Origin of the sequence: Cysteiniphilum halobium (genome assembly GCF_003574425.1) — a bacterium.
In the GTDB taxonomy this organism is placed as follows: Bacteria; Pseudomonadota; Gammaproteobacteria; order Francisellales; family Francisellaceae; genus Caedibacter; species Caedibacter halobius.
The window spans coordinates 1-25,285 of the sequence record NZ_KZ984540.1; the positions used below are offsets into that span (position 1 = coordinate 1).

Annotated in this window: 26 protein-coding genes, 1 pseudogene and 1 riboswitch; of the genes and pseudogenes, 21 read left to right on the top strand and 6 right to left on the bottom strand. The window is 38.7% G+C overall.

Translation table 11 applies throughout. From position 1 onward, the window contains the following. Positions 1–23 precede the first annotated feature (23 nt). The 3 genes and pseudogenes from DNK85_RS00280 to sucC form a co-directional block, all read right to left on the bottom strand. Positions 24–362, bottom strand: a complete 339-nt coding sequence (locus DNK85_RS00280) for a DUF29 domain-containing protein (protein WP_119327589.1) — start codon at positions 360–362, stop codon at positions 24–26. A gap of 145 nt (positions 363–507) precedes the next feature. Then, positions 508–1,392, bottom strand: a complete 885-nt coding sequence (sucD, locus tag DNK85_RS00285; RefSeq protein WP_119327590.1) for a succinate--CoA ligase subunit alpha — start codon at positions 1,390–1,392, stop codon at positions 508–510. Next, positions 1,389–2,570: pseudogene (gene sucC, locus DNK85_RS00290) on the bottom strand (ADP-forming succinate--CoA ligase subunit beta); the annotation flags it as partial. The gene sucD and the pseudogene sucC, both read right to left, overlap by 4 nt. A gap of 348 nt (positions 2,571–2,918) precedes the next feature. Between sucC and DNK85_RS00295 the strand changes: the two are divergent. The 11 genes from DNK85_RS00295 (at position 2,919) to DNK85_RS00345 (ending at position 13,049) form a co-directional block, all read left to right on the top strand. After that, a complete protein-coding gene (locus DNK85_RS00295; protein ID WP_119327592.1) occupies positions 2,919–3,785 on the top strand; it encodes a prepilin peptidase in 867 nt (288 codons plus the stop codon). A gap of 250 nt (positions 3,786–4,035) precedes the next feature. Then, a riboswitch (TPP riboswitch) is annotated at positions 4,036–4,139 on the top strand. A 93-nt stretch (positions 4,140–4,232) separates the two neighbouring features. After that, a complete protein-coding gene (gene thiC / locus DNK85_RS00300) occupies positions 4,233–6,107 on the top strand; it encodes a phosphomethylpyrimidine synthase ThiC (RefSeq protein ID WP_119327593.1) in 1,875 nt (624 codons plus the stop codon). Then, positions 6,097–7,140, top strand: coding sequence for an FAD-dependent oxidoreductase (locus DNK85_RS00305; RefSeq protein WP_119327594.1), 1,044 nt, complete (start codon positions 6,097–6,099; stop codon positions 7,138–7,140). Before thiC ends, DNK85_RS00305 begins: the two co-directional genes overlap by 11 nt. Beyond that, on the top strand, positions 7,137–7,340 hold the full coding sequence (thiS, locus tag DNK85_RS00310) for a sulfur carrier protein ThiS (RefSeq protein WP_119327595.1): 204 nt from the start codon (positions 7,137–7,139) through the stop codon (positions 7,338–7,340). The genes DNK85_RS00305 and thiS overlap by 4 nt, the downstream gene beginning before the upstream one ends. Continuing rightward, positions 7,341–8,123: a thiazole synthase gene (locus DNK85_RS00315; RefSeq protein ID WP_119327596.1), complete on the top strand. Its 783-nt coding sequence runs from the start codon at positions 7,341–7,343 to the stop codon at positions 8,121–8,123. A gap of 9 nt (positions 8,124–8,132) precedes the next feature. Further along, complete coding sequence (thiE, locus tag DNK85_RS00320) at positions 8,133–9,656, top strand: thiamine phosphate synthase (RefSeq protein ID WP_119327597.1); 1,524 nt, start codon at positions 8,133–8,135, stop codon at positions 9,654–9,656. Positions 9,657–9,918: 262 nt separating this feature from the next. Further along, the gene (locus DNK85_RS00325; protein ID WP_162896435.1) at positions 9,919–10,746 is read left to right on the top strand and encodes a transporter substrate-binding domain-containing protein; all 828 of its coding nucleotides are present in this window, start codon (positions 9,919–9,921) and stop codon (positions 10,744–10,746) included. 60 nt (positions 10,747–10,806) lie between these two features. Continuing rightward, a complete protein-coding gene (locus DNK85_RS00330; protein ID WP_162896436.1) occupies positions 10,807–11,592 on the top strand; it encodes a class I SAM-dependent methyltransferase in 786 nt (261 codons plus the stop codon). Beyond that, the gene (gene upp, locus DNK85_RS00335) at positions 11,589–12,215 is read left to right on the top strand and encodes a uracil phosphoribosyltransferase (protein ID WP_119327600.1); all 627 of its coding nucleotides are present in this window, start codon (positions 11,589–11,591) and stop codon (positions 12,213–12,215) included. The genes DNK85_RS00330 and upp overlap by 4 nt, the downstream gene beginning before the upstream one ends. Positions 12,216–12,373: 158 nt before the next feature. Next, a complete protein-coding gene (locus tag DNK85_RS00340) occupies positions 12,374–12,688 on the top strand; it encodes an HU family DNA-binding protein (RefSeq protein ID WP_119327601.1) in 315 nt (104 codons plus the stop codon). Beyond that, a complete protein-coding gene (locus tag DNK85_RS00345; RefSeq protein ID WP_119327602.1) occupies positions 12,678–13,049 on the top strand; it encodes a putative quinol monooxygenase in 372 nt (123 codons plus the stop codon). The genes DNK85_RS00340 and DNK85_RS00345 overlap by 11 nt, the downstream gene beginning before the upstream one ends. A 211-nt stretch (positions 13,050–13,260) precedes the next feature. Here DNK85_RS00345 and DNK85_RS11435 read toward each other — a convergent pair whose 3' ends face one another. Continuing rightward, positions 13,261–13,413, bottom strand: a complete 153-nt coding sequence (locus tag DNK85_RS11435) for a hypothetical protein (RefSeq protein WP_162896437.1) — start codon at positions 13,411–13,413, stop codon at positions 13,261–13,263. A gap of 159 nt (positions 13,414–13,572) precedes the next feature. On the opposite strand from DNK85_RS11435, the gene DNK85_RS12325 reads away from it, so the two are divergent. The 10 genes from DNK85_RS12325 to purE all read left to right on the top strand — a co-directional run bounded on the left by DNK85_RS12325 (position 13,573) and on the right by purE (position 22,673). After that, entirely contained in the window at positions 13,573–13,716 is a 144-nt protein-coding gene (locus tag DNK85_RS12325; protein ID WP_119327603.1) for a hypothetical protein, read from the top strand. 153 nt (positions 13,717–13,869) lie between these two features. Further along, positions 13,870–14,280: a conjugal transfer protein gene (locus DNK85_RS11440; RefSeq protein ID WP_162896438.1), complete on the top strand. Its 411-nt coding sequence runs from the start codon at positions 13,870–13,872 to the stop codon at positions 14,278–14,280. Continuing rightward, positions 14,273–14,644 carry a nucleotidyl transferase AbiEii/AbiGii toxin family protein gene (locus tag DNK85_RS00355; RefSeq protein WP_162896439.1) on the top strand — a complete coding sequence of 124 codons (372 nt, stop codon included), beginning with the start codon at positions 14,273–14,275 and terminating at the stop codon, positions 14,642–14,644. The genes DNK85_RS11440 and DNK85_RS00355 overlap by 8 nt, the downstream gene beginning before the upstream one ends. 64 nt (positions 14,645–14,708) lie before the next feature. Continuing rightward, positions 14,709–15,818, top strand: a complete 1,110-nt coding sequence (locus DNK85_RS00360; protein WP_119327605.1) for an IS4 family transposase — start codon at positions 14,709–14,711, stop codon at positions 15,816–15,818. Positions 15,819–16,015: 197 nt separating this feature from the next. Further along, entirely contained in the window at positions 16,016–17,143 is a 1,128-nt protein-coding gene (locus DNK85_RS00370; RefSeq protein ID WP_119327607.1) for an IS1634 family transposase, read from the top strand. Then, positions 17,137–17,415 carry a hypothetical protein gene (locus DNK85_RS00375; protein ID WP_119327608.1) on the top strand — a complete coding sequence of 93 codons (279 nt, stop codon included), beginning with the start codon at positions 17,137–17,139 and terminating at the stop codon, positions 17,413–17,415. Before DNK85_RS00370 ends, DNK85_RS00375 begins: the two co-directional genes overlap by 7 nt. Positions 17,416–17,471: 56 nt before the next feature. Further along, positions 17,472–17,930: a hypothetical protein gene (locus DNK85_RS00380; protein ID WP_119327609.1), complete on the top strand. Its 459-nt coding sequence runs from the start codon at positions 17,472–17,474 to the stop codon at positions 17,928–17,930. An 805-nt stretch (positions 17,931–18,735) separates the two neighbouring features. Further along, positions 18,736–20,313, top strand: coding sequence for a DNA recombination protein RmuC (gene rmuC, locus DNK85_RS00385; protein WP_119327610.1), 1,578 nt, complete (start codon positions 18,736–18,738; stop codon positions 20,311–20,313). Next, positions 20,300–22,186, top strand: coding sequence for a glycerophosphodiester phosphodiesterase family protein (locus DNK85_RS00390; RefSeq protein ID WP_119327611.1), 1,887 nt, complete (start codon positions 20,300–20,302; stop codon positions 22,184–22,186). Before rmuC ends, DNK85_RS00390 begins: the two co-directional genes overlap by 14 nt. Continuing rightward, positions 22,179–22,673 (top strand): 5-(carboxyamino)imidazole ribonucleotide mutase, encoded by a 495-nt coding sequence (gene purE, locus DNK85_RS00395; RefSeq protein WP_119327612.1) that lies wholly within the window; start codon positions 22,179–22,181, stop codon positions 22,671–22,673. Before DNK85_RS00390 ends, purE begins: the two co-directional genes overlap by 8 nt. An 8-nt stretch (positions 22,674–22,681) precedes the next feature. Here purE and DNK85_RS00400 read toward each other — a convergent pair whose 3' ends face one another. Together DNK85_RS00400 and DNK85_RS00405 are read right to left on the bottom strand one after the other, a co-directional pair. Continuing rightward, the gene (locus DNK85_RS00400; protein ID WP_119327613.1) at positions 22,682–23,629 is read right to left on the bottom strand and encodes an NADP-dependent oxidoreductase; all 948 of its coding nucleotides are present in this window, start codon (positions 23,627–23,629) and stop codon (positions 22,682–22,684) included. A 24-nt stretch (positions 23,630–23,653) separates the two neighbouring features. Continuing rightward, positions 23,654–25,123, bottom strand: coding sequence for a ketol-acid reductoisomerase (locus tag DNK85_RS00405; protein ID WP_119327614.1), 1,470 nt, complete (start codon positions 25,121–25,123; stop codon positions 23,654–23,656). Between the last annotated feature and the right edge of the window lie 162 nt (positions 25,124–25,285).

A 25,285-nucleotide genomic window follows, 5' to 3' on the forward strand; every position in this document is an offset into this window, starting at 1 on the left:
GATGAAGGGCAAGAGGATTCAGGTCAGATCGAACTTGATCTGTAACGCATAACGTAGTTATGCAGCGGCTTGCCGCTTAAGTACCACGGGTTTAGCCCGTGGGTATCTATTGAGTTGCGTTGTTTTCTAATAGTTCCTTGCAAACCAGTGCTTCTTTGACTCTCTTGATATTCCCATTTTAGTAAATGTGCAATAAGTACAATCAAACGACTTTTAAGCTCTCTAAAATCACTCTTACCCATACTTTCTACTTCCTCAACTAAGTGCTCTATATCCACTTTATCAAAAGCTTTTTTTCTAAGTGCTTTGACGGTTTGCAGGGTCCATGCATAGAAATCTCTATCGTAAAGTGTATTTGCCATATGTTAATCTCCTAAACGTTAGCTTAGCTCTTTGAAAGTATATACAATTTAAAAGTATACAGACAAAATTTTAGTGCAATGAAAGTAAATAAACTATAAGAAACTAAAAAGCGCACAGATATGCGCTTGAAAAGAATATAGGTGATTAAGCTGGAACCGACCAACCAGTAACTTGCTGAAGGACTTTGCCTAATTCAGCAGGTGATTTGCTAACAGCAACGCCAGCAGCTTCAAGTGCTGCAAATTTCTCAGCAGCTGTACCTTTACCACCAGAGATGATCGCACCTGCGTGACCCATACGCTTGCCAGCAGGTGCTGTTACACCCGCGATGTATGATACAACCGGTTTAGTGACGTGGTTTTTAATGTATTCAGCAGCTTCTTCTTCAGCTGAGCCACCAATCTCCCCGACCATGATGATTGCTTCAGTTTGCGGATCGTTTTGGAACATCTCCAAAGCATCGATAAAGTTAGTGCCTGGAATTGGATCGCCACCAATGCCGATACACGTTGATTGACCAAAGCCTAAAGCTGTTGTTTGATTCACTGCTTCGTATGTTAAGGTACCAGAGCGTGATACAATACCTACTTTACCTGGCATATGAATGTTACCTGGCATAATACCAATTTTACACTCACCTGGCGTAATAACGCCTGGGCAGTTTGGACCGATTAAACGTGAACCTGAGCGTTCAACATAAACTTTAGTTTCAAGCATGTCCATAACGGGAATACCTTCAGTAATACATACGATCAATTTGATGCCAGCATCAGCCGCTTCAATGATAGAATCTTTACAAAAAGGTGCAGGCACATAGATAACTGTTGCATCAGGTTGCACTGCGTCAACTGCCTCTTGAACTGTGTTGAATACCGGTAGACCTAAGTGTGTTGTACCACCTTTGCCTGGCGTGACTCCGCCAACCATTTTTGTACCATAAGCAATGGCTTGCTCTGAGTGGAAAGTACCTTGCTTACCAGTAAAGCCTTGGCAGATAACTTTTGTATTTTTATTAACTAGAACGCTCATACGTGAGATACCTCTTTAACTGCTTCGATGATTTTCTTCGCACCATCTGTGAACCCATTAGCAGCAATAATATTCAAGCCGCTTTCTTTTAATTTTTTAGCACCTAACTCAGCATTTGTACCAGCAAGACGAACGACAACTGGTACTTTAACACCAACTTCTTCAACCGCTGCCATAATACCTTCAGCAATCATGTCACAACGCACGATGCCACCGAAGATATTAACAAATACACCTTTAACCGCTAAATCAGATAGAATGATTTTGAATGCTTCTGATACGCGTTCTTTTGTAGCTCCTCCGCCCACATCTAGGAAGTTTGCAGGACGTCCACCGTGCAGTTTAACAATATCCATTGTCGCCATTGCAAGACCAGCACCATTAACCATGCATCCTATGTCACCATCTAAAGCAACATAGTTAAGCTCCCACTCAGCAGCGCGTGCCTCGCGCTCATCTTCTTGCGATAAGTCACGCCATTCAGCTAATTGTGGCTGGCGATATAGTGCATTGCCATCAACTGCTACTTTAGCATCTAGGCAGTGAAGATTGCCTTCTTTAGTGATTACTAATGGGTTGATTTCTAACAGTTCAAGATCTCTTTCTTGAAACATTTTCGCAAGGCCTAAGAAGATCTTAGTAAATTGCTTGATTTGATTACCTTCTAAGCCAAGCTTAAACGCAATTTTACGTGCTTGATAAGGTTGCGCACCCACGACTGGGTCAATAATTTCTTTGAAGATTTTTTCAGGTGTGTTTTCTGCAACTTCTTCAATTTCAACACCACCTTCAGTCGATGCCATAAAGATAATGCGACGCGTGCTACGATCAACAACCGCGCTTAGATATAATTCTTTGGCAATATCAGTGCAGCTTTCGATAAGGATTTTGCTAACTGGCTGACCGTTTTCATCGGTTTGGAAAGTAACAAGACGCGTACCCATCATGTTTTTCACAAAATTAGCAACATCTTCCTTGTTAGAAACAAGTTTTACACCACCAGCTTTACCGCGACCGCCTGCGTGAACCTGAGCCTTAACAACCCACATGTCACCACCAATTTTATCAACAGCAACCAACGCTTCTTCAACGCTTTCAACAGCATAACCTTTTGATACCGGTAAGCCGTATTCAGCAAAAAGCTGTTTTGCTTGATATTCATGTAAATTCATATCTTTCTCACTATTTACTTTATGGTTTGTTTAACAAAATTTTCATGTTCTGATCGACACAAAAACGAAAACACCGGCAAGTATATACCACCCGCAAACCATTTTACAGTCTTTCTGCCATTGAATTTCTTGTTCTTTTGAGCCATTTGATATTGCTAATAGTCCTTGCTATTACCTGCAATCCAATGACTCACAATTATCAAAAACTTCTTTGACATTAAACAACGCAAAATGATTCACGAGTGGTATATCCTAATATTAATGCTCGGTTAAGCATCAATTACCAAAGTTTTTGTTTTCGCTTTTTTTAATCTGTATATACTCATGGGAAATCTACTTTTTTGAACTTAGGTTATGGAATTTTTAAACGAGATATCACCTATTATTATCATTGCAGCAACCGTTATTGCTATTTGTGTTGGCAGTTTTTTAAATGTGGTGATTATGCGTCTGCCCAGAATACTAGACAAACAATATGAAGATCAAGCATATGACATCCTCAAGATCTCGCCATCTAAGATAGGTAGTGACAGGCTTGAAAACATTAGCCGTCAGTCAGCTTGTCCAAAGTGCAACAATCGATTGAAACCGTGGCATAATATTCCTATTTTAAGCTTTGTTTTTTTGCGTGGTAAATGTAGTTTTTGTCACGCGAAAATATCTTTAATCTATCCTATTGTTGAGTTATTAAGTGGTCTTTTAGTATTCTTAACACTCTGCTATTTTGGAGTGACACCTGCTGCTTTGTTGCTATGTTTGATGTATTTCTTTTTAATCCCACTAGCAGTAATTGATCTCAAGCATTTTATGTTACCTGATAACCTTACTTTGCCATTACTATGGATAGGATTGTTAGCAAATTGCGCTTTTGTTTTCAGCTCGCCAATACAAGCAATATTAGGAGCGGTGTTTGGTTATGGCGTATTGTGGGTTGTGTTTTGGGTATTTAAATTTCTTACTAAGAAAGAAGGTATGGGCTATGGTGACTTTAAATTAATGGCAGCACTTGGTGCTTGGTTTGGTGCACCAAGCTTACTGTTTTTGATATTCACCAGTGCGGTAATTGGCATTGTCTTTGCTATCGTTATAAGCTTAATAAAGCGACAAGGAACCTCGCTGATTCCTTTTGGTCCCTCCATCGCACTTGCTGGTATATTATATTCTTTTATCGGTCAAGCATTGACTCACTCATATTTCCAAATGCTATTTCCGCATTTTTAGATAAGATTTATGGGCTAAGACTAAATGCTCACCCACAAGTGCTCAACGTACCCTGAGCGTAAGTCGAAGCGATGCACTGAGCATCAGTCGAAGTGGGTAGCTTGGGAAAATCATACTTCATAAAGGCTTCGACTTACGCTCAGCCAACGCTTACACAATCAAAGTGGGCAGGAATATGGTTATAGCCGATTTATGTTAAGAGCAAAATCTAGTAGTAGACACCTCCAAAAAATTACTTTACGATAACCATTGTTTACAACAGGGGTGCACTTAGCTGAGAGCAAAATGCAAATTTTGTAACCCTTTGTACCTGAACTAGTTAGTACTAGCGTAGGAAGTTGTTATGACGATTTGTATTTTGTATTGTGTCTAAGCGAAGCGATCAGCGCAATATATCACGAAAAGTTTTCCTACGCATGTAAAAGGCAAAATCTCAAGGAGCCATACATGCCACAGCATAAAAAAACATCATCTAAGCATCGTAATACCGAAGCATTGACTTTGTCATCTGATTTACAAGTAGCCTACCCTGCATCGACAAAGAAATATCTTAAAACAGAGGATAATCTTCCAGTACCTTTTCGCTATATTACCCAAAGTGATACGTTGAGTGAGCAAGGGCGTGTACAAAATCCTGAGATTGCGGTATATGACACTTCGGGTAAATATAGTGATGAGTCGTATCGTCATGACTTGGTTGAGGGTCTACCTAAATTGCGCCAAGCATGGCTTAAAGATAATAATGAGATTGAGACATTAGCAGACTTTAGTGCCGAATTTACCCATACGCAAAAAGACTTAGCATTTCCCAAACGTGCTAAGCCATTAAAGGCAAAACAAAGCCATAATGTTACACAAATGCATTATGCGCGTCGTGGAATAATCACCAAAGAAATGACTTATGTTGCCATGCGTGAGAATCTCAAACGTGCAAATGCACATATTCAAGATCCTATTTTGCTCAAGCAGCATCCAGGTGTTGATTTTGACGCAAATATTCCTAAAGAAATAACGCCTGAGTTTGTACGTCAGGAGATTGCTTTGGGACGCGCGATCATTCCAAGTAATATTAATCATCCAGAGATGGAACCGATGATTATTGGACGCAATTTCAGCGTCAAAATCAATGCAAATATTGGGACATCCGCGGTAAGCTCATCGATTGCTGAAGAAGTCGAAAAAATGGTCATTGCAACCCGTTGGGGTGCAGATACAGTGATGGATCTATCAACGGGTAAGAATATTCACCAAACGCGTGAGTGGATTATTCGTAATTCGCCTGTGCCAATTGGTACGGTACCGATTTATCAAGCACTTGAAAAGGTTGATGGTCAAGCAGAAAAACTCACATGGGAGATTTTTCGTGATACGCTGATTGAACAAGCCGAGCAGGGGGTAAGCTATTTCACCATTCATGCCGGTGTGCGTTTGAAATATATTCATTTAACCGCTAAAAGACTAACAGGTATTGTCTCACGTGGTGGCTCAATTATTGCCAAATGGTGTATTGCGCATCATAAAGAAAGCTTTATCTACACACACTTTGATGAGATCTGTGAGATTATGAAAGCTTATGATGTTGCTTTTTCTTTAGGTGATGGATTGCGTCCTGGTTCCATTTTAGATGCGAATGATGAAGCACAGTTTGCTGAGCTTGAGACCTTGGGTGAGTTAACCAAGCGTGCGTGGGATAACGATGTGCAAGTGATGATCGAAGGCCCTGGGCATGTGCCAATGCAAATGATTAAAGAGAATATGACCAAAGAGCTTAAAGATTGTTTTGAGGCGCCATTTTATACCTTAGGACCATTGGTAACGGATGTGGCACCTGGCTATGATCACATTACTTCAGCGATAGGAGCGGCACAAATTGGCTGGTATGGTACCTCGATGCTGTGTTATGTGACACCGAAAGAGCATTTAGGTTTGCCGGATAAAGAAGATGTGCGTGAGGGTATTGTTACCTATAAATTAGCAGCGCATGCAGCAGATTTGGCCAAGGGGTTCCCTGGTGCGCAAATTCGTGATAATGCCTTATCAAAAGCACGTTTTGAATTCAGGTGGCAAGACCAATTTAATTTAAGTCTAGATCCACAAAAGGCACAAAGCTTTCACGATCAAACATTACCAAAAGAAGGGCATAAGCTTGCACATTTTTGTTCAATGTGTGGGCCTAAGTTCTGCTCGATGAAAATTACACAAGAGGTACGTGACTATGCCAAAGAGCATAAGATTGATTTGGCTGATGTTGCGACCAAAGGCATGCAGCAAAAAAGTGAGGATTTCTTAGCACAAGGTGCAGAAATTTATCATGTTGAATAGCACAAGGATTGCAATTATTGGTGGTGGCCTTGTTGGGCGTATATTGGCACTAACACTGCTTGAATCAGGGTCTGATATCAGTATTGATCTATATGAAAAAAGTGCTGATTTCAGTGGTAAATCAAGTTGTGGTTATGTCGCTGCAGGAATGGTCGCTCCGGTATCTGAAGCGTTAGATGAAGGGCAAAAAATCTATGATATATCGCATGCTTCGACAGAGGCTTGGATGGATATTGATCGGTGGTTATCAGGTGGGGTTTTTACACAAACGGGAACAAATATTGTAGCTCACCCTTTTGACCTGAGTGACCTTGAAACCAAAATCGAGCGTGCTAGAAGTTTGAGTTTATGTGAACACGCTTATGCGCAAACAGTATTAGCAGACCAATATTATAAAGATAAATTATTAAATCGTATGCTTCATATCGAGAACGAAGGATGTGTACATGTGCCGAGATTCTTTGGTCAATCAGCACTTTACTTAATGCGTCATCCGCAAGTTCATTTGCACTTATTACAGGATATTTCAAAAGCACGTTTGCAAGGCTTTAAAAAAGACTATGATTATGTCTGTGACACGCGTGGTCTGGGTGCCAAGGATAGTTTCAATGATTTATATGGTATTCGTGGTGAAGCTTTAGTGGTTTATGCACCAGAAGTCAATATTCAGGTGATTACTAGGTTATGCCACCCGCGCTTTCCATTATATATCGTGCCACGTGGAGGTGGATTTTATTATATTGGTGCAACGATTGTGCAATCAGAGGATGTAAGTCAGATTAGTATGATTTCACAGTTAGCCTTATTGAGCGCTTTGCTGATAGTTGATGAGGGATTTGTGGAGGCGAGGATTGTAAAAAATTTCACCCAAGTACGTCCTTGCTTTAAAGAGGGCTTGCCAAGGCTCATACAACAGAATAATCTGATAACACTCAATGGATTTTATCGGCATGGCTATCTTTTAGCACCTATCTATGCGCTAGAGGTTGTTGATAAAATAAAAAATAGTATAAAAGTAGTGGAGCAAGCATGATAGAGATCGTATTAAATGGTGAGAAAAAACGACTTAAAAGTCAGCAATCATTACAAGCGTTACTAACTGATATTGGTTTTGCATCAAGTTACGCTGCGGTTGCTGTCAATAAATCAATTATCGATTACAGTGCTTATGACACAACACAAATTAAACAAGGTGATGAGATTGACATCCTCACACCGATGCAAGGTGGTTAGATGGGGAAGTTACAGCTTTATGATGTAAATCTTGAGTCACGTATGCTTTTGGGAACGGCACTTTATCCGAGCTTAGATAGTATGTGTGGTGCGATTGATAAGTCTCAGACGCAAATGGTTACTGTGGCATTAAAGCGCGAACTGCATGGGGGTAAAAATAACTTTTTCTGGCAAAGTATACAGCAGAGTAATTGTCATGTTTTGCCCAATACTGCAGGTTGTAAAACAGCAGATGAAGTGTTGATGATTGCCAAGGCAGCAAGACAAATCTTTAATACCGATTTTATTAAGCTTGAAGTGATTGGTGATAACCATACATTACAACCTAATGTGTTTGAGCTTGTTAAAGCGGCAAAAATTCTCATCGATCAAGGGTTTAAGGTGCTACCTTATTGTACGGATGATTTAATTGTTTGCCAACAGTTGGTAAATCTAGGCTGTAAAGTGATTATGCCGCTAGGTTCTTACATTGGCAGTGGGCAAGGCATTGTTAACCCGTCAGCATTTAAACTATTGCGCTCACGCTTGAAAGACATAACGCTTATCGTTGATGCAGGTATTGGTACACCATCAGATGCAGTATTTGCAATGGAGCTTGGTTTTGATGGTGTGCTCTTAAATAGTGCGGTGGCATTAGCTGAGAACCCACCACTGATGGCAGATGCTTTTCGTTTAGCGATTGAATCTGGCAGAAAAGCGTATTTAGCCAAACGCATGCCACAAAGAGAGTTAGCGCAGGCGAGTACTCCACTGCAAGATACGCCATTTTGGCATCAAATTTAGTAAAATGTAATGATGAAAAATAATAATAAAGCAAACCTATTAGTCATTGGTGGAATTGATCCAACTGCACACGCAGGTGTCTTGCAAGATATCAAAGTTGCAAACTACTTTAAGATAGATTGTGCTGCGGTGATATCAGCAAATACTGTGCAAAATAATAGTGATTTTATAGCGCTTAACATTGTTGATGATGCTATTTTCTATGAGCAATTTACAGCTATTGTCAATGCGCATAAACCGCAAGTAATTAAAAGTGGCGTGCTAGCTTCGGTTGCTCAGGTTGGGATATTAAGCAAATTTTTACAAGCTAACCCACAGGTAAAATATATCTGTGACCCAGTGCTTGCGACAAGCTCCGGTGGCATGTTGATGAATACGGATGTTATTCGTGCATTAAAACAGCAGTTATTACCATTATGCTACCTGTTAACACCAAATTTGTCTGAGGCGGCTAGTTTGTTAAATGATAGCGATATCGATCAAAAATCGCCTGTTGAAATTGCGCATAGACTAAAATCTTTATGTAAAGTGCAACACGTTTTATTAAAAGGTGGGCATGCCTTATTAGAAAAGCAAAAGGGTGGTGATTATTTGACACTTGAAGCCGAGAAAGGCGTGCATTATCAAAGCCAAACAGTCTATGTAGGCAATGTACGTGGCACAGGTTGTGCCTTGGCAAGCAGTATTGCGGCTCTTGTGGCGCAAGATCATGAAATAACAGAGGCGATCTGTGTTGCTAAGTACCATCTATCACAACAGATGAATACAGCTATTAATGCGCTACCCCAATTAGAGGTTAGATATTTAAGCTATTACGCTCAAGATGCCATGGATAATGTACGTTTCTTACCGAAGGTTAGCTATCAAAAAGTTGAAAATGAAAGTTTCCGACGAATGCCTTATCCAATAGGTTTTTATCCCGTTGTTGATCATGTTGATTGGTTGGAAAAATTGGCACAATTAGGTGTTAAAACCATTCAATTGCGACTAAAAGACTTGTCACTAAGTGATTTGGAAGTTCAAATTAAAAAAGCAAACAGTATTGCCAAGGCATATGACTTATCTTTGTTTATCAATGATCACTGGCAGCTGGCGATTAAATATCAATGTTTTGGTGTGCACTTAGGGCAAGAGGATCTGGATACTGCAGATTTGCATAAGATTGCTCAAGCAGGATTATGTTTAGGGGTGAGTACACATAACTATATTGAGTTAGCACGGGCATTAACGCTTAAACCATCATATATTGCGCTGGGGCCAATCTATCCAACAACGACTAAAGAGATGAAGTTTAATGCACAGGGATTGGAGAAATTGCGCATATGGCGCAAGCTTTGTCAAGAAACACCACTTGTCGCGATTGGTGGGATTTTTGAGCCGCAAATGTCTGATGTTTGGCAGTGTGGTGTTGATGGCGTTGCTGTTGTTAGCTATATAACCAAAGCCCAAGATCTGCAAAAAGCAGTAGCAAAGGCACAAGACTTTGAGCAGATGACTCTGGGCAATCGGCTTGCTTTCACTCTTGATAAATGAATGTTTGTAATTAGGTGTCTCATACGGCCTTACCTTGCCATAAAGATTGAACCGCTTAAATAAAAATAATATATCGTCTATATGAAAATTTAAAATGGGTAAATTGGTCTTGAAATTCTTGTATTAGCTGTTTAATCCTACTGAGAAATGAGGATTGTGATGATGTTTTCTTTTGCCTTAAACGGTTGTAGAATACATCTGTTTATTTAGATTAAGCAAGGACAAAAGATATAAATGATAAATGGCATATCAGGGGAAAATAATGCAAGTTCAAAGAGTTAAAAAAATCATTTTTACAAGCTGTGCGGCGACAGCTATGGTCTTATTTAGCAATAGTGCTTTAGCTAGCCAAAAACTATTGCGCGTTTGTACCACAGGAGATTATCCGCCATTGACGTCATATGATGCAAGCACCGGGGAATATAAAGGTTTTGCAATCACTGTGGCAAAAGAGTTTGCGCATAAGATTAAGCGCAAAGTCGAATTTGTACATAGTACATGGTCAACCTTAAGTGATGACCTTAAGAAAAAATGTGATATTGCAATGGGTGGTATTAGCTACACACCAAAACGCAAGCAAATGTTTTATTTGTCAATGGGCGTGTTGTCGAATCAAAAGGCACCTATTTTTTCTAAGGAAAATGAGTCTACTTTTAAGAACCTTGCAAGTATTGATCAACAAGATGTGACCGTCATTGAGAACAAAGGTGGTACCAATCAGCCATTTGCTGAGAGCTATATTCGTCATGCTAAAGTAACAATCCTGCCAACTAATGCTGAAGTATATGCCTGTTTGAATAAATATCCTCAAAAGAAAATCGTTATGTTTACTGACAAAATTGAAGTGCAATATCGAGCGGATATGCAAGGCAGTTTATTAAGTGATAATGGGCTTAAGTTTGACTTAAATTCTATTCCAGGCAATACAGTTAGTCAAAAAGTCTTTATGACCAATAAAACCAAAGATGGAAAGTGGTTAATCAAGAAAATGGATAGTTTTTATAAGCATCATAAAAATGATTTCAACCAATGGTATCAAGATGCGTTAAAGGCACAATATCCTGTAGTAAAGGCAAGCTGCCCATTTTAGTATTGACAGCAACACAGGTGAAAGTTGAGCGCTGTTGAATATTAAATGATAGGAAAAGTAATGGATTATCAGAAAATTATCGATGAATACCCGCAAGAATATTGCTCATTACTTGAGCTTTGCTATGGTGAGGGTATGATGTCAGAAGGTGGAAGTAAAGCCATTGATCAGCTATTTTCAGGTGCGGATATTAACAATAAAAAAGTATTAGAAATTGGTTTTGGTCAAGGTGGTTTAGCGCAGTATATTTCAAGTAAATATCCAAGCCTTGACTATCACGGTGTTGAGATTAATGCGGATATGGTCAAGCATGCAAATAAGCGTTACAAGAAATCAAACACGCATTTCTATCACTTAGAGAACCCCGAAGTTTTGCCCTTTGCAGATCTAAGCTTTGATCTAATATTTTCCAAAGGAGTGTTGGCGCATGTGGATAATAAATTGCCACTGTTTAAAGAAGTACATCGAGTGTGCAAAAAGGGTGGGTTGTTTATTGTTAATGACTGGTTAAGCCCAGATGGTTTGGGTTTTGGAGAGCTTGTTGAAAAAATGTGTGAGCTTGAAGGGTTAACGATTTATCCAACGACAATGACGCAGTATGTTGATATTTTGACAACAGTGGGATTTTTAGTGGAGTCGATGACTAGCGAAAATAAAGCGTATGCACAATATAATGCCGATGTTGTGACACGTTTGCAACAACAGGCAATAAAGAAGCAGTTTCTAGTAACACATAGTGAAGCAGAGTATCAGGAATGTATTGAAGCCTATGGTTGGATTTCACAGGCATATATTCAAGATAATTTGTTATTAAGACGTTTTTTAAGCAGGAAAGTAGAACAATGAAAACCCATGAAATTGTACATCCCATTGTTCAGCATAAGTTAAGTCTATTAAGAGATGAGTCAACCTCAAGTCGTAATTTTAAAATGATCACTAGCGAGCTTGCAATGTTGTTGTGTTATGAAGCATTAAGTGAATTAATGCTTGAAGAGGAAATTATTGAGCATTGGCAAGGACGACTTGCGGTACCAATGCTTAAAAAACCGCTACCAACTTTTTGTCCAATACTGCGTGCAGGACTTGGTATGCTAGATGGTGCACTTTCCTTATTACCTAATGCACCAGTGACAATGGTTGGTCTTGAAAGGGATGAAGAAACGGCTAAGCCACGCGCGTATTATTTCAAGGCTTGTGCTGATCTCAACGTACGAACTGCAGTGATCCTAGATCCAATGCTTGCAACTGCCGGCTCAATTAATAAGACGATTTCAATACTTAAATCCAACGGATGTAAACACTTTATTGTGGTAACTCTATTATCTTCACCAGAAGGTGTCGCAGCCCTTGAAAAAGCACACCCTGAGGTTGCGCTTTATACTGCCTCAATTGATAAATGTCTCAATGAAAAGGCATATATTATTCCAGGGCTTGGTGATGCTGGCGATAAAATTTTTGGGACCCTTTAAGGGTCTCGTCAGTAAACCAGTCATAGTGATTTTAAAATAGGTCTCTTCCCTTGTTTATTATGTTTTTTTCATAATTATCTGTATTTGGCGTAATTATCGTTGTAATTAAAGGCTTTACGGTATATTTTGACTTAGAGTCAACGTAACGGAGTTTAAACATGACTAAGAAAGCAGAGAAAAAAGCAGTAAAAATACATAACAAAGGCGAGTTTGAAGCTTTTGTTGCTGAGAAAGCCGGATCAACAAAAGCAGATGCACATAAATTCGTTGATGCTTTCATTGCATCAGTGACGGATATTGTCAAAAATGGTGATGCGGTTAGTTTTACAGGTTTTGGTAAGTTTGAAGTGAGCCATCGTGCAGCACGCAATGGTCGTAATCCCAAGACAGGTGAGACGATGAAAATTAAAGCATCTAAGTCGCCTAAGTTCTCAGCAGGGAAGTTGTTAAAGGAAGCGGCTAATGCTAAATAAAAATTTTTGCAGTATTGTTCCATATTTCAAAATTCATGATGGTAAATTAGAAGACTTTAAGGCTTTCATTGCTCAGGCAATTAGTAAAGCTGAAAATGAGGAAGGTTGTCTTTTTTATAATTATACTATTTCTGATGATATGGTAGCACATTGTCGAGAGGCATATACAGATTATAAAGCATTGCTTCATCATATAGAAAATGTTGGTGATATAATTGGCAATATGTTAAAAGTATCGGATTTAGTCAGTGTAGAAGTTCATGCTCCAGCAACAGATATTGATCAGCTTAGGGAACCACTTAAAGAACTTAATCCTATTTTTTATACCGTATATGAAGAGTTATCAATCTCGACTTATTAATTTTAAAATCCGGTTAATCTAAAGATTTTGGATCACCCGGTAGTTGAGATCGAAAACTGTAACGATATGGTTTGCCACGTCATCAGGTGATACATCACAATCAATCTAGTGACGAAAGAAAAGCAAATTTTTGTAATCCGTGTTTAGCGTCAGAATGTGACTTAGATTCGACTTCCTGTTATGTAAAAATATTGGTCAAAATGTATTTGTATTATTTTGCATCACAATTAACACAATCTGGCTGTGAGTGTTGCTGGGCATAATAATGCTGATTATAATAAAAATCACTATCTCTTGCATTGACAGAGCCAAAACCTACCAAAATTAATGACATAACGCTTATAATTCCGAGTAACTTTTTCATGGCATATCTCCTTAGTTGAATTATTGGAATATAGAGAATTGTTATCTATTCTCTTGCTATGGTTTTAGTGTATCAAGTTAATATTTAATTAACCAATGAGTAATAATGATGATGAGTATAACTTTTTGTTAATACTTCAAGAATAAGAGACGTGCGTTTATTCACCACACTTTTTTATGCTCTCCTTCACATTTTTATACTTTGGTGACAAAAAATAGTGATGAGCAAGACTTCAGTCAAAACCGTCAGATGTTTTTGGTGGAACGAGGCTACCAATATAATATCTGTTATTATGAGCAATAGATTTGGCGGCTTGCAATTATAAATGCTGTTATTTAGCAATTTTTATTTCCATCATCAATTTGAATTGGCCACGAAGCTCGTGGCCAGTGTGACAACTTTCCACTGAATATGTTTGATTAACATTAATTGTCCATTTTTGGCAAGGTAACTATCATGAAAGTAAAATATGAAGAAACGACAGAATATAAGTTATGGCAATATATACAGAATGCGTCAAGTGACGTTATTTTGCGCGAGGATTTTATATTGTTAGATAGCGATAGGCAGGTTACCCGTGCTTTGAATGCATTAATAAAAAAAGGAAAGATTGCAAAACTAGGCTATGGGATTTATGTGCGTTTATCTTATTCTGAATTAACAGGTAAAAGTTATCTACCAAATGGATTTGTCGCTGTCGCTAGGGAAGCATTAACCAGATTGGGTATTCGCTGGGATATTTCAGAAGCTGAGAAATCTTATAATGCGGGTGAATCTCAACAAGTGCCAGCGAATCCAGCAACTAAAATTTTGGATCGGTTCCGTAGGACAATATCTTATAGAGGCATGGAGCTGCGCTTTGAGTAATAAATTTCATAATTATTCCGATGATGAACTTAGGGAGTTGATTAACCTAGGTGCTGAGGAATTAGGCTTACAAGCGCCATATGTTATTGAGAAAGACTTATTTGTTACCAAGGCAATATCTGTGCTTATGAAAGTTCAGCATGAGTATTTTGAGTTAATTTTTCAAGGTGGTACGGCACTTGCTAAGGCGCATAAAATTATTCAGAGAATGAGTGAAGATTGTGATTTTAGATTGATCTATAAAAATCCTAATCAGCAGCGTAAAAAAGATGCTCAACGTAAAATACTACGTGATTTTAGGAAGTCACTGCTCAAAGCCTTATTAGATAATGGATTTATCACACTACAGGACAGTAGCCACTGAAGCCCTTTATTTTTAAGCGTTTTCATGTCATTTTTGTTTTGCTAAAAACGTAATAAAAAGAAGCATGGAACACGCAAAGGAACTTCAGCAGCTACTTAAGCACTATTTTAACGATACTCGTCACACTTTAGAATGCCTAACATTCATTATTTTGGGACTATTTGTTGTACGAAGTATTAATATGGCAAAACTTGCACGAAGTTTCCCAACAAAAAGTAAAGAAACATCCGTTTATAAACGTTTGCAGCGCTTCATGAAACGCTTTACATTCTCACACAAACGCCTCTATCAAAGCATTTGTGAGATTTTTGCATTACCGATGCCAATCACTTTATGCATGGATAGGACTAATTGGAAATTTGGCAAAAAGCACATCAACTATCTAGTGGTTAGCATCGCATACAAAGGCGTTTCAATTCCATTTATGTGGTCACTACTGACAGATAAGAAATGTGGTAACTCAGACTTTGAGGATCGACGCAAATTATTTGACCAGCTACTTCAATTCATAGCCCCAAGTCAAATGAAATGCGTGCTCTGTGATCGAGAATTTTTAAGTGGTGATTGGATCGCCTACCTTAAAAGTCATAAGATTTCATACACCATCCGAGCTAAAGAATGCTTTTTGGTAACCAATAGTAAAGGAAAAACCATGTCATTCAAAAAAATGTTTGCCAATTTAAAATCAGGTAAATCAGCGGTTTTGAAATCGCCTCGTAATGTATTGGGCTGTGATGTTTACGTCTGTGCACGCCGATTAGACACTGGGGGATTGCTTATTTTGGTATCTGATTATCATGGCAAAGCATCTTTTGATCAATATCGCAAGAGGTGGGAGATCGAAACACTTTTTAGCGCAATGAAAACACGAGGCTTTAACTGGGAAGATACACATATCACAGACCCAGATCGCTTAAGCAACATCCTTTTTATCTTAACCCTAGCGTTGGTTTGGTCTTATCGACAGGGTGACATGCTTATGGAAATTTACCCAGAAAAGCTTAAAAACCATGGTTTTCCCCAACGCTCGATTGTCCGTAAGGGCATGAATTTTATTAGCAAATCATTGTCAGAAGTTGTCATTAGTACGAGTAAAATTATAGCATCAATTAAGCTTGTATTTGAGCTAAAATTAACAAAAATTCAAACGGAGAAATTACTTAGTGTCCTGTAGTGTGTGGATTTATATTAGATGATCATTCAGTTAATATTCGCAATGAAGGTCAATTTATTTCCATTAAAGCCCAATACCATTCACTTTATGACAATCAATTACCAGCAAATTTAAAACCATACTTGGCTTTGGAATTATTTTTAGGTGAAGTAAAGCTTCCTGTTGTGGCGCATAAAATCATGCCGTTAAAGTGAAGAATGAATTTACAAATAGCAGATAATACAACAAGCAGTGAAGTAATGGATCACCATGGATTGGTTGCAGCCAGTTGCCAGGATTTAAATCTAGTAGAAAAGATTAACGCACGCATAGGCAGTGATGATCCTCGTCGGGTGATACAGCCTGGCATCGCGATTATGGCAATGATCATTAATGGCTTAGGTTTTAGTAACCGCCGCCTATATTTGACACCGCAATTTTTTGAAAGCAAATGCATGGAGCAATTGTTTAATGAAGACATCAAGGCTAAGCACCTGGATGATCACACGCTGGGTAAGGCCTTAGATGAGATTTCTGCATATGGAGCAAGTAAGCTTTTTGGTGAAGTTGCTTTTGAAATAGCGCAAGAACAAGGCTTGTTGGGCAAACTATCACATTTGGATTCGACGAGTTTTGTATTGCATGGTGAGTATGATACGCCAGAAGTGGAAACAATTGAGGTCAAACATGGCTACTCAAAGGATCATCGTCCTGACTTAAAGCAAGTGATGCTATCCATGGCAGTCAGTGGTGATGCGCAAATTCCATTTTGGATGGAACCACAAGATGGCAATAGTTCAGACAAGTGTAGCTTTCATCAAACGATAGCTCGTGTTAGGGAGTTTCAGTCATCGCTTAAAACGCAAACTTCAGACGACTTTATTTGGGTTGCTGACTCGGCCTTGTATAGCAAAGAGCGTTTGCTATTCTCTAATCATTACTTATGGGTAAGCAGAGTTCCTGAGAGTATAAAAGATGCCGCAAGTTTGCTAGAGCGTGACACCGATGAATACACCTGGGTAGAGTTAGACAAGGGTTATCGGTATAGCGTACAGCGAAGTCAGTATGGTGGTATCGAGCAACGATGGTTACTTATCTATTCAGAACAAGCCTGTCAACGTGAGAAAAAGACCTTTGATAAGCTTTTAGCCAAGCAGTTGCAAGCTTGTGAAAAAGAAGCTTGGCATCTTAGTAACCAGATGTTTAGTTGCAAAGCGGATGCGTTAGCAGCTCATAAGAAATTGAACAAAAAATACAGCTACCATTTAATTGAGCCAACCATAGAGCCTGTAAGCAGGCATAAAGGTAGTGGTAGACCAAAAAAAGGCAAAATCCTGATGTGGTAGGCTTTAAGGTGCTTAGCCATATAAAAGAGAATGAGCACAAGGTTTCTCAATATCTTAACCGAAAAGGACGTTTTATTATTGCCACCAATCAACTAAATGAAGAGAGGCTTAATGACAAGATGCTATTTGCTGCTTACAAAGATCAGCAAGGTGTTGAGCGCGGGTTCAGGTTTCTGAAAGATCCTTGGTTTATGGTTGACTCTTTTACAGAGAAATTCTGTAATTCTCTATTGACTTTCCCCTTTGGTTATTTGTTAGAAAGGATAGGTTGATAGCCTAATATCAACACCGCGTTAAATTATAACAAACTTAATAAAGGAAATGAAAAATGAATCACAAGAAAATAATTTCACTAGCTTTATTAACAATAGCTGGATCTAGCTATGCTAATAACGTTCATACTTCACATCATATTTATGCTTTAAATGATTCTAGTGATTTGAAACCATGGAATGTTAGAATTACGAGTATAGCCCCAAATGAAATGCCATACTTTGTGTCTGGAATAGCTTCCAGTGATGATATGAATTTTTCAGTAACAAAAAGTAGCCCTGTAGATTATGGATTTGGCTTTAAAGTGGGTAGTGATTTTAATGTTGCTTATACAATCACTGCTATTGATACCAGTAAAAATGCAGATGCATCTCAACATAAAACAAAGTCATGTACTTTTGTAGTAGGTGCAAATGGGCCTGCTAACCCTAATATTGTAGTAGAAAATTATGAAGGGGCAAAGTGTAACTGGAAAGATAATACCGGCCAAGGTGTTGACTTTTATCTAGAATAGATATTGTTTTAATGTCTGAAAAAACGAAGGTTTTAGCAGATAATATATAAATTTATCATCTTAACGCAACAATGCGGCTTTACATTAGATGCTAAACTTGTATGATTTTATTATGTTTGTGTAAGCATTTTTAGTTAAGTAAAGCAGAATGAAATATGGATATGCATGCGTTTCAACCAAAGAGGCCTGGTGGCGCTAAAGATCGTTCGCTGAGAGGTAAAATTGCCTACTAAAATACTAAAAAATGCTTATGCAGTAAGGGCTAGGTTAAGACAAAAAACTCTGTAAACAGTTGTTAGAACCAAATGCTTACATTATAGTTCTCAAATTGTACTAACCTGTAATCCTATAATAATGGATTATAAGAAATTATGCGGAATCCAAAAATAAAAACGGTACTTATAAATTTTCTTGTTTTAAAGAATGGTTCCTAGAGTCTATGTTAACATTATCTAAAAGTTCCTATAATGACCAGTATAGGTAAATACATGGGGCATTACAGGCAAGTCAAATAGCCTATGCTAGCAGAAAAAGTGCGAAGTATAAAATACTATTTTTAAATAGGAAATTTAAGCAACTTTACCTCTCAGCGAACGATCCTTAGTACCAGGCCAGATAGGAGTTCTTTATGAAGTGTTAAAAAACAAATTAAGGCACTCAAAGGTGCTTAATCATCTTTGAAGTTTCCTGTGATATTTACAAGCGATAACATTCATTTTATGGCATGATATAGCCAAAATCATCACAGCATATACCATCGTAAATCATTTTGCGGTGGTTGTGGTTATAATAAAAGGGGAAAGTTATGTTGATCATCTTGATCATTGTCGCCTTTGTATTGGGGCTTGTCATTGGGTTTTTATTCGTTAAAGCTTCTGGTAAACAACAGCAAGTGAAATTAAAAGAGCTTGAGCAAAAATTATTTGATGTTGAAACGCTACTACAAGATAAAGAAACTCAACTGCAGCAAAGCCAACAACAAAACTTAGTGTTAACAACGGATCACAAACATTATCAAGACCAGGAAAAGCGTTTAAGCCAAGAACTTAGCATGACCAAACAAAAGTTTGAAATTCGTAGTGAGGAAGTGCTTAATTTACAAAATAAACTAGCCAGTGATGAAGTCAAGATTGACTCCCTAGCTAAAGATGGTGAGCGTTTAATGGCTGAATTGACTCGACTATCAAGCAAGTATGATACATTGCTTGTTAAAATGGACAATTTAACTGAAGAAAAATCAGCACTTCAAGCAGAGCGCTCAAAACTTTTAAAACACATTGAAGCACAAGAGCAAAATGCACAGGAAAAAATAGCATTATTAGAGAATGCCAAAAAGAGCTTAACTGAGCAGTTTGAAAACTTGGCAAATCGTATTTTTGAGGAAAAGGGTGAGAAGTTTGCCAAACAAAACAAAGTCAATTTGGCGGAAGTCTTGCAACCTTTTAAAAATGATATTAATGAGTTCAAAAAGAAAGTGGATGATGTCTATGTCAATGAAGCTAAAGAACGCGCTTCATTGCAAAAGGAAGTCAATAAGCTATTTGAATTAAATCAAGAGATGAATAAAGAGGCAAAAAACCTCACTAAGGCACTTAAGGGTGACAAAAAACTGCAAGGTGATTGGGGTGAAGTGGTGCTTGAGCGTGTACTTGAGTCATCGGGCTTGCGTAAAGGCCATGAGTATGATGTGCAGACAAGTTTTAAAGCAAGTGATGAGGAGGACAATGGCAAAGTCATGCGTCCTGATGCAATTGTCCACTTGCCAGATGGTAAAGACGTGATCATTGATGCTAAGGTTTCTTTGGTGAGTTATGATGCCTATACGCGTGCTGATAGCGATAACTCAAGGCAGGAATATCTTAAAAAACATATCGAAGCGATTCGTCAGCATATTACATTATTGTCCTCTAAAAATTACGAGCGCTTATCACAAGTCAATTCATTAGACTTTATCTTGATGTTTATGCCGATTGAAGCAGCTTTTGTTGTGGCGTTTCAGCATGATGATAGTTTGTTTCAAGAAGCCTTTAAAAAACGTATTATTATCGTAACACCAACAACCTTATTAGCAACATTAGGTACCATTCGCAATACGTGGAAGTATGAAAGTTTAAATAAAAACGCCAGTGACATCACCGATCGCGCGACCAAGATGCTCGATAAGTTTCGTGGCTTTGTTGAAGATGTTGAAACACTTGGTAAGCAGTTAGATAAAACCAAAGAGACTTACGATGGTGCACTTAATAAGTTAACTAAAGGTAGAGGTAATCTGATCTCTCAAGCCATACAGCTAGAAAACATGGGGGTGCATATGAAAAAGTCTTTGCCAAAAGATATTGTTGAGCAATCAGAGTTGGAGTTGTCACAACATGAAGATAAGTAAGTTTATCGCCCATAGAGGTGCGAATAAAGTTGCCCCTGAAAATACGATGCTTGCATTTGAGAAAGCGTATCAGGCGGGTGTGCGTTGGATTGAGCTGGATGTGCAGCTAAGTGCGGATAATGTGCCTTTTATCTTTCATGATAATAATGCTAAAAAGCTCACAGGGTTAGATGTTGATCTAACAGATCAGGCATGGACTGATATTGCTGAGCTTTATGTATTAAATGACCGCTTCCCGGAGACGCATGCCAAGATTCCAACATTGGATGAATATTTACTCTGGATGGCAACCAAGCCTGATTTATACACAAATATTGAGGTTAAAGTTAAAACTCAATTTGATGCTGGTTATGAGGCACGTTTAGTTAAATATTTATTGGGTCTTGTCAATAGTTATTCGAAACTACATTCACGTATTTTATTATCAAGTTTCTCAGAGTATGTTTTAGCACAATTGGCAGAGAGTAAAACAACGATAGCCTGTGAGTTTTTACTTGAAGTTGAAAGCTGGACGGATGAAGTGCATAAAATTTTTAGTGAAACAAAGAAGAAATTTGATCAGTGGGGTTGTGTTGCCCTTGGTATTAATAGTGCTGTACTTAATCGTCAGCGGATCGCTCAGTTAAAAGAAGCTTTTCACACCGTATTAGTATACTCCATTGGCGCACTACCGGATGAAGATATTCACAAACTGCTTGCTGATGGTGCCGATAGCGTGTTTATTGATAGTATGAGTGCGTTGCAATCTGAAGTAAGCCGCATTGGGTTTTTAGCAACAGGAGATGAGATTACAACCGGTGATATTATTAATACCAACACGCCTAAGTTGGCTGAAAAACTCTATGAGCATGGTTTTCAACCAGGATTACATCTTGTTTGTTTTGATGCCAAGGAGAAGCTTAAAAAAAGCCTTTATTTTTTACTGCAAGAGCATGATGTCGTCATTACCGTTGGTGGTCTGGGGCCAACAGAAGATGATAAGACGTGTGAGGCGATTGCGGAAGTTTTTAATAAACCGTTAATGTTTAATGAAGCATCTTGGCAGCGAATTTTCATGCGTATTTCCAGTCGCTTTGCTACTGTGCCTGAGAATAACAAAAAGCAGGCTTATTTTCCTCAAGATGCTGAAGTGCTCGTTAATAAACAGGGTACAGCAGATGGATGTTATATCAATGTCGATAATAAGCATTTATTTATGCTGCCGGGGCCTCCACATGAATGCTTGCCAATGTTTGACCAAGAGGTTTTCCCTAGATTGCTACATCTGAACTTGCATAACATACCGGTACGCTATCAATGGCAATTATTAGGCGCCTCAGAAGCGCATATAGCAAATATGTTGAGTCCATTAGTTGCTGAGTATCAGCTAGAGTTAGGTTATCGCGCGGCATATCCATATCTTGAGGTTAAACTGCATGTCACAACTGCACAGGATGTGTCCTTGCTTGCTAATGAGATCACCAAAGTTGTTGAACCGTTTTTGGCAACAACGACTAAGCAACATGCCAGTGAAGTACTTAAGACTTATCTTAAATCAGGAGAGGTTAGCGTGAGCATGCAAAAGGACGTGACCAAAGGCTATGTATACAGTCATTTAGCACAATTGATGCCAGTCACCGAAACTAAGCCAAAGTTAAGTGTGCAGTTGCAAACCAATGGCATGCTTGGGTTTTGGAGCAAAAGTGCGCAACTGGTTGATGATCTGTCTTTAATTATTAAAGCACATAATCATGTTAAAAATAGAAGTTTTGAACAAGAACATCATGTACGCTTTAGCAATAAAGGTAGACATAGTTTTCAATTTATTTATGAATGGATCTGTGCGCAAGTCTTGCGTGTTATTGAGAAAGAGGAGATTTTAAAAAATGAGTAAACCACTAGTTGGTGTCGTTATGGGCTCCAAGTCTGATTGGGAAACGATGAAAAACACCACAGAAACTTTGAAACAATTAGGTATCCCGTATGAAGTACAAGTTGTTTCAGCACATCGCACACCAGATTTATTATTTACATATGCTGAAACAGCAGAGCAAAAAGGTTTAAAAGTGATTATTGCTGGTGCCGGAGGTGCTGCGCATCTACCAGGAATGCTGGCAGCAAAAACACATATTCCTGTGCTTGGTGTGCCGGTACAATCCAAGGCCTTATCAGGGCAGGATTCGTTACTTTCCATTGTGCAAATGCCAGCAGGTATTCCCGTTGCGACATTTGCTATTGGACGCGCCGGTGCTGTCAATGCCGCTTTATTTGCTTGCAGCATGTTGGCTGTTGAGCATCGCAAATATAATACGGCGATGAAAGAATATCGTCAGGAGCAAACGGATAGTGTATTGAAGTCAACACAGCTTGAAGAAAAGTGATCAATCCGTTATACGCAGCGCAAAGAAATTTTCCCTATTGTATGCCCTGTCTCAAGTAACTGGTGTGCGGCATAAGCCTTTTCAAGAGCAAAAATAGTATGCGCATGCATATATAAATGTCCATCTGCACAAAGCTTAGCAAGTGTGTTGAGTTGGGATAAATTAGTTTCAGCCAACATGCCACAGGCATGATGATTAAAATTGCTGGCATAGGTCAGTACTTTATCTTTAGTATTGGTTGGAATAGTTACTAAGCGCCCATTAGACTTTAATGTTTTAAATGAGCGAATACCTGTATCGCCACCAACTAGGTCAATGACAAGATCAATATTGTTGATCATGTTTTCAAATGGCGCAAGCTGGTAATCAATTACTTCATCTGCACCAAGCGACTTAACGAAGTCATGATTTTTCTTGGAGGCTGTTGTTACTACATAGGCGCCTGCTGCTTTGGCTAATTGGATGGCCAGATGTCCGACACCTCCTGCGCCAGCATGGATTAAGACACGCTCGTGTTGTTGTAATTTGCCATGTGTATGGAGCGCTTGCCAGGCGGTAAGCCCCGCTATAGGTAGGCAAGCTGCCTGTTCCCAAGTGAGTTTTTCAGGTTTGATCACTACTTGATTGGTTTTAATCTTACAATATTGGCTATAGCCATTAATATTATCAAACCCAAGACGTCCAATAATGTGCTGACCTATTGCAATATCTTGCACATCAATGCTTTTATCAATCACCTCTCCACTGATATCAAATCCGATACCTGAGGGAAATTGAATATTCGCACTAGCAAAACTTGAACCATTTCTGATTTTAGCATCAATAGGATTTACACCACTTGCGATAACCTTTATCAACAGCATGTTTTGATCAGCGGGATCAATCTTAGGCGTGTCAACCTCTGTGTATTGTAAAACCTCAGGTGAACCAAAGGCATTAAATTGAATCGCTTTCACGGTAAGAGTATAGTCATGTTTGTTTTAACAAACAACACTAATATCAACGGATGGACGTAAGGTTGAGCATACAGCTAATGCTTCATGCACTGGGTGGTTCGCAAATTTTGTAAAAGGTGCATTATTGTCTTGTGCTTTTTTGTCAATTGCCGGTATTGCTTGTTGCATTAAGTTATAGTCAAAGCGTGGAGCCCATTTGCGTGAACCAAGACGCGCAGTGGTTGAGCAGTTATCAACCATGTGAGCAACGCCTTTGAAGTGCATATAAGGGTTAAGTGAATCAACAGCTTCAATAATTGTTTCATTAACGATCTCTGAATAGCTATGCCCTTTCTCAGCTAAGATATCCACTTGCGCGATCATACAAGCAAGATAAACACCTGCCGTGATTGGGTCATTTGGCATATTATTGTTGTCGCGTTGACTGCGCACTTTTTCACCGACTTTCCACATGTCAGTGTTATCGATTTTGCCCATTGGTAGGCGTGCGTGGCGTCTGCCTGCTGAGGTCACTGAACGAAACTCATTACCATTTTCAACGTCTTCATAGATTTCAAAAAGAATATCTAAACATGGTTCATATGCGGCATTGTAAGCGTTTTCAAACTTTTCTTTATCTTCTGGGCTGAAGCTATCATAAACTTTTTTCAGGCCTTGTGTTGAAATGGTTTTTGAAATACTGCCCGTAATTGCTTCGGCAGTGCGTTTGAAAGCTTCCTCCGGCTTAACACCATGATCAGTGAAGTAGCGATAAAGCACTTCGATAATCCCATGTACTGCACCGAGCAACACACCGCGTTCACCGAAAATATCTGAGCGGTATTCCATCTCTATAGTGGTTGGGAAAACAAAAGGTGCACCACATGCAATTGCCCAAGCAAGGGCGTAATCTGTGGCTTTCCCGTTGATATCTTGATAAACAGCAATGCTACTGTTAATGCCCGCACCATTGACGGTTTTGCCTTGCTCATACAGTCTTCTTACTGAAGAACCCATGCCTTTTGGACACATGGCAATAATATTAATATCATTGCGAATGGGTGCATTGATTGTATTGATGTAACCGATTAAAAAGCCATGTGAAAAACCGATGGTGCTACCTGGTTTTGCTGCGGCAAAAATTTCTTTGTAAATCTCAGATTGTGCGGCATCTGAAATCAAAATAATGGATAGATCAGATTTAGATATGACATCAAACATCTCACCCAATGTGCCATCGGCTTTAGAGAAGCCTGCTGCTTCAGCAGATTTTACTGATTTAGAGTTAGCACGTAAACCAACACATACTTTAATATCAGTGCCAGCAAGTGAATCACGTAAGTTTTGCGCTTGCGCTGGACCTTGATTACTCCAACCAATCACACCAATCTGTTTGATGCCTGCAAATGCTTGTGGCAGCTTTGAGAATAAATGGCGACCTCCGGCAACAATCGTTTCATTGCTAACGCCTAAGTTGTATTCTTTGACTTCGAAAATATTACTTTGGATCTTCATATGCAGCTACCTCATTGTTTTACTGTTCTTAAGTGATTAAATCAAAATTCGCCGATAGACTTATTGTGCTATAAAATTGATGTTGAAATAAAGTGAATTATCATCAATTATATATTGCGTATTTTGCAATAAAAATAGGATAATTGAATGTTGAATGTTGAA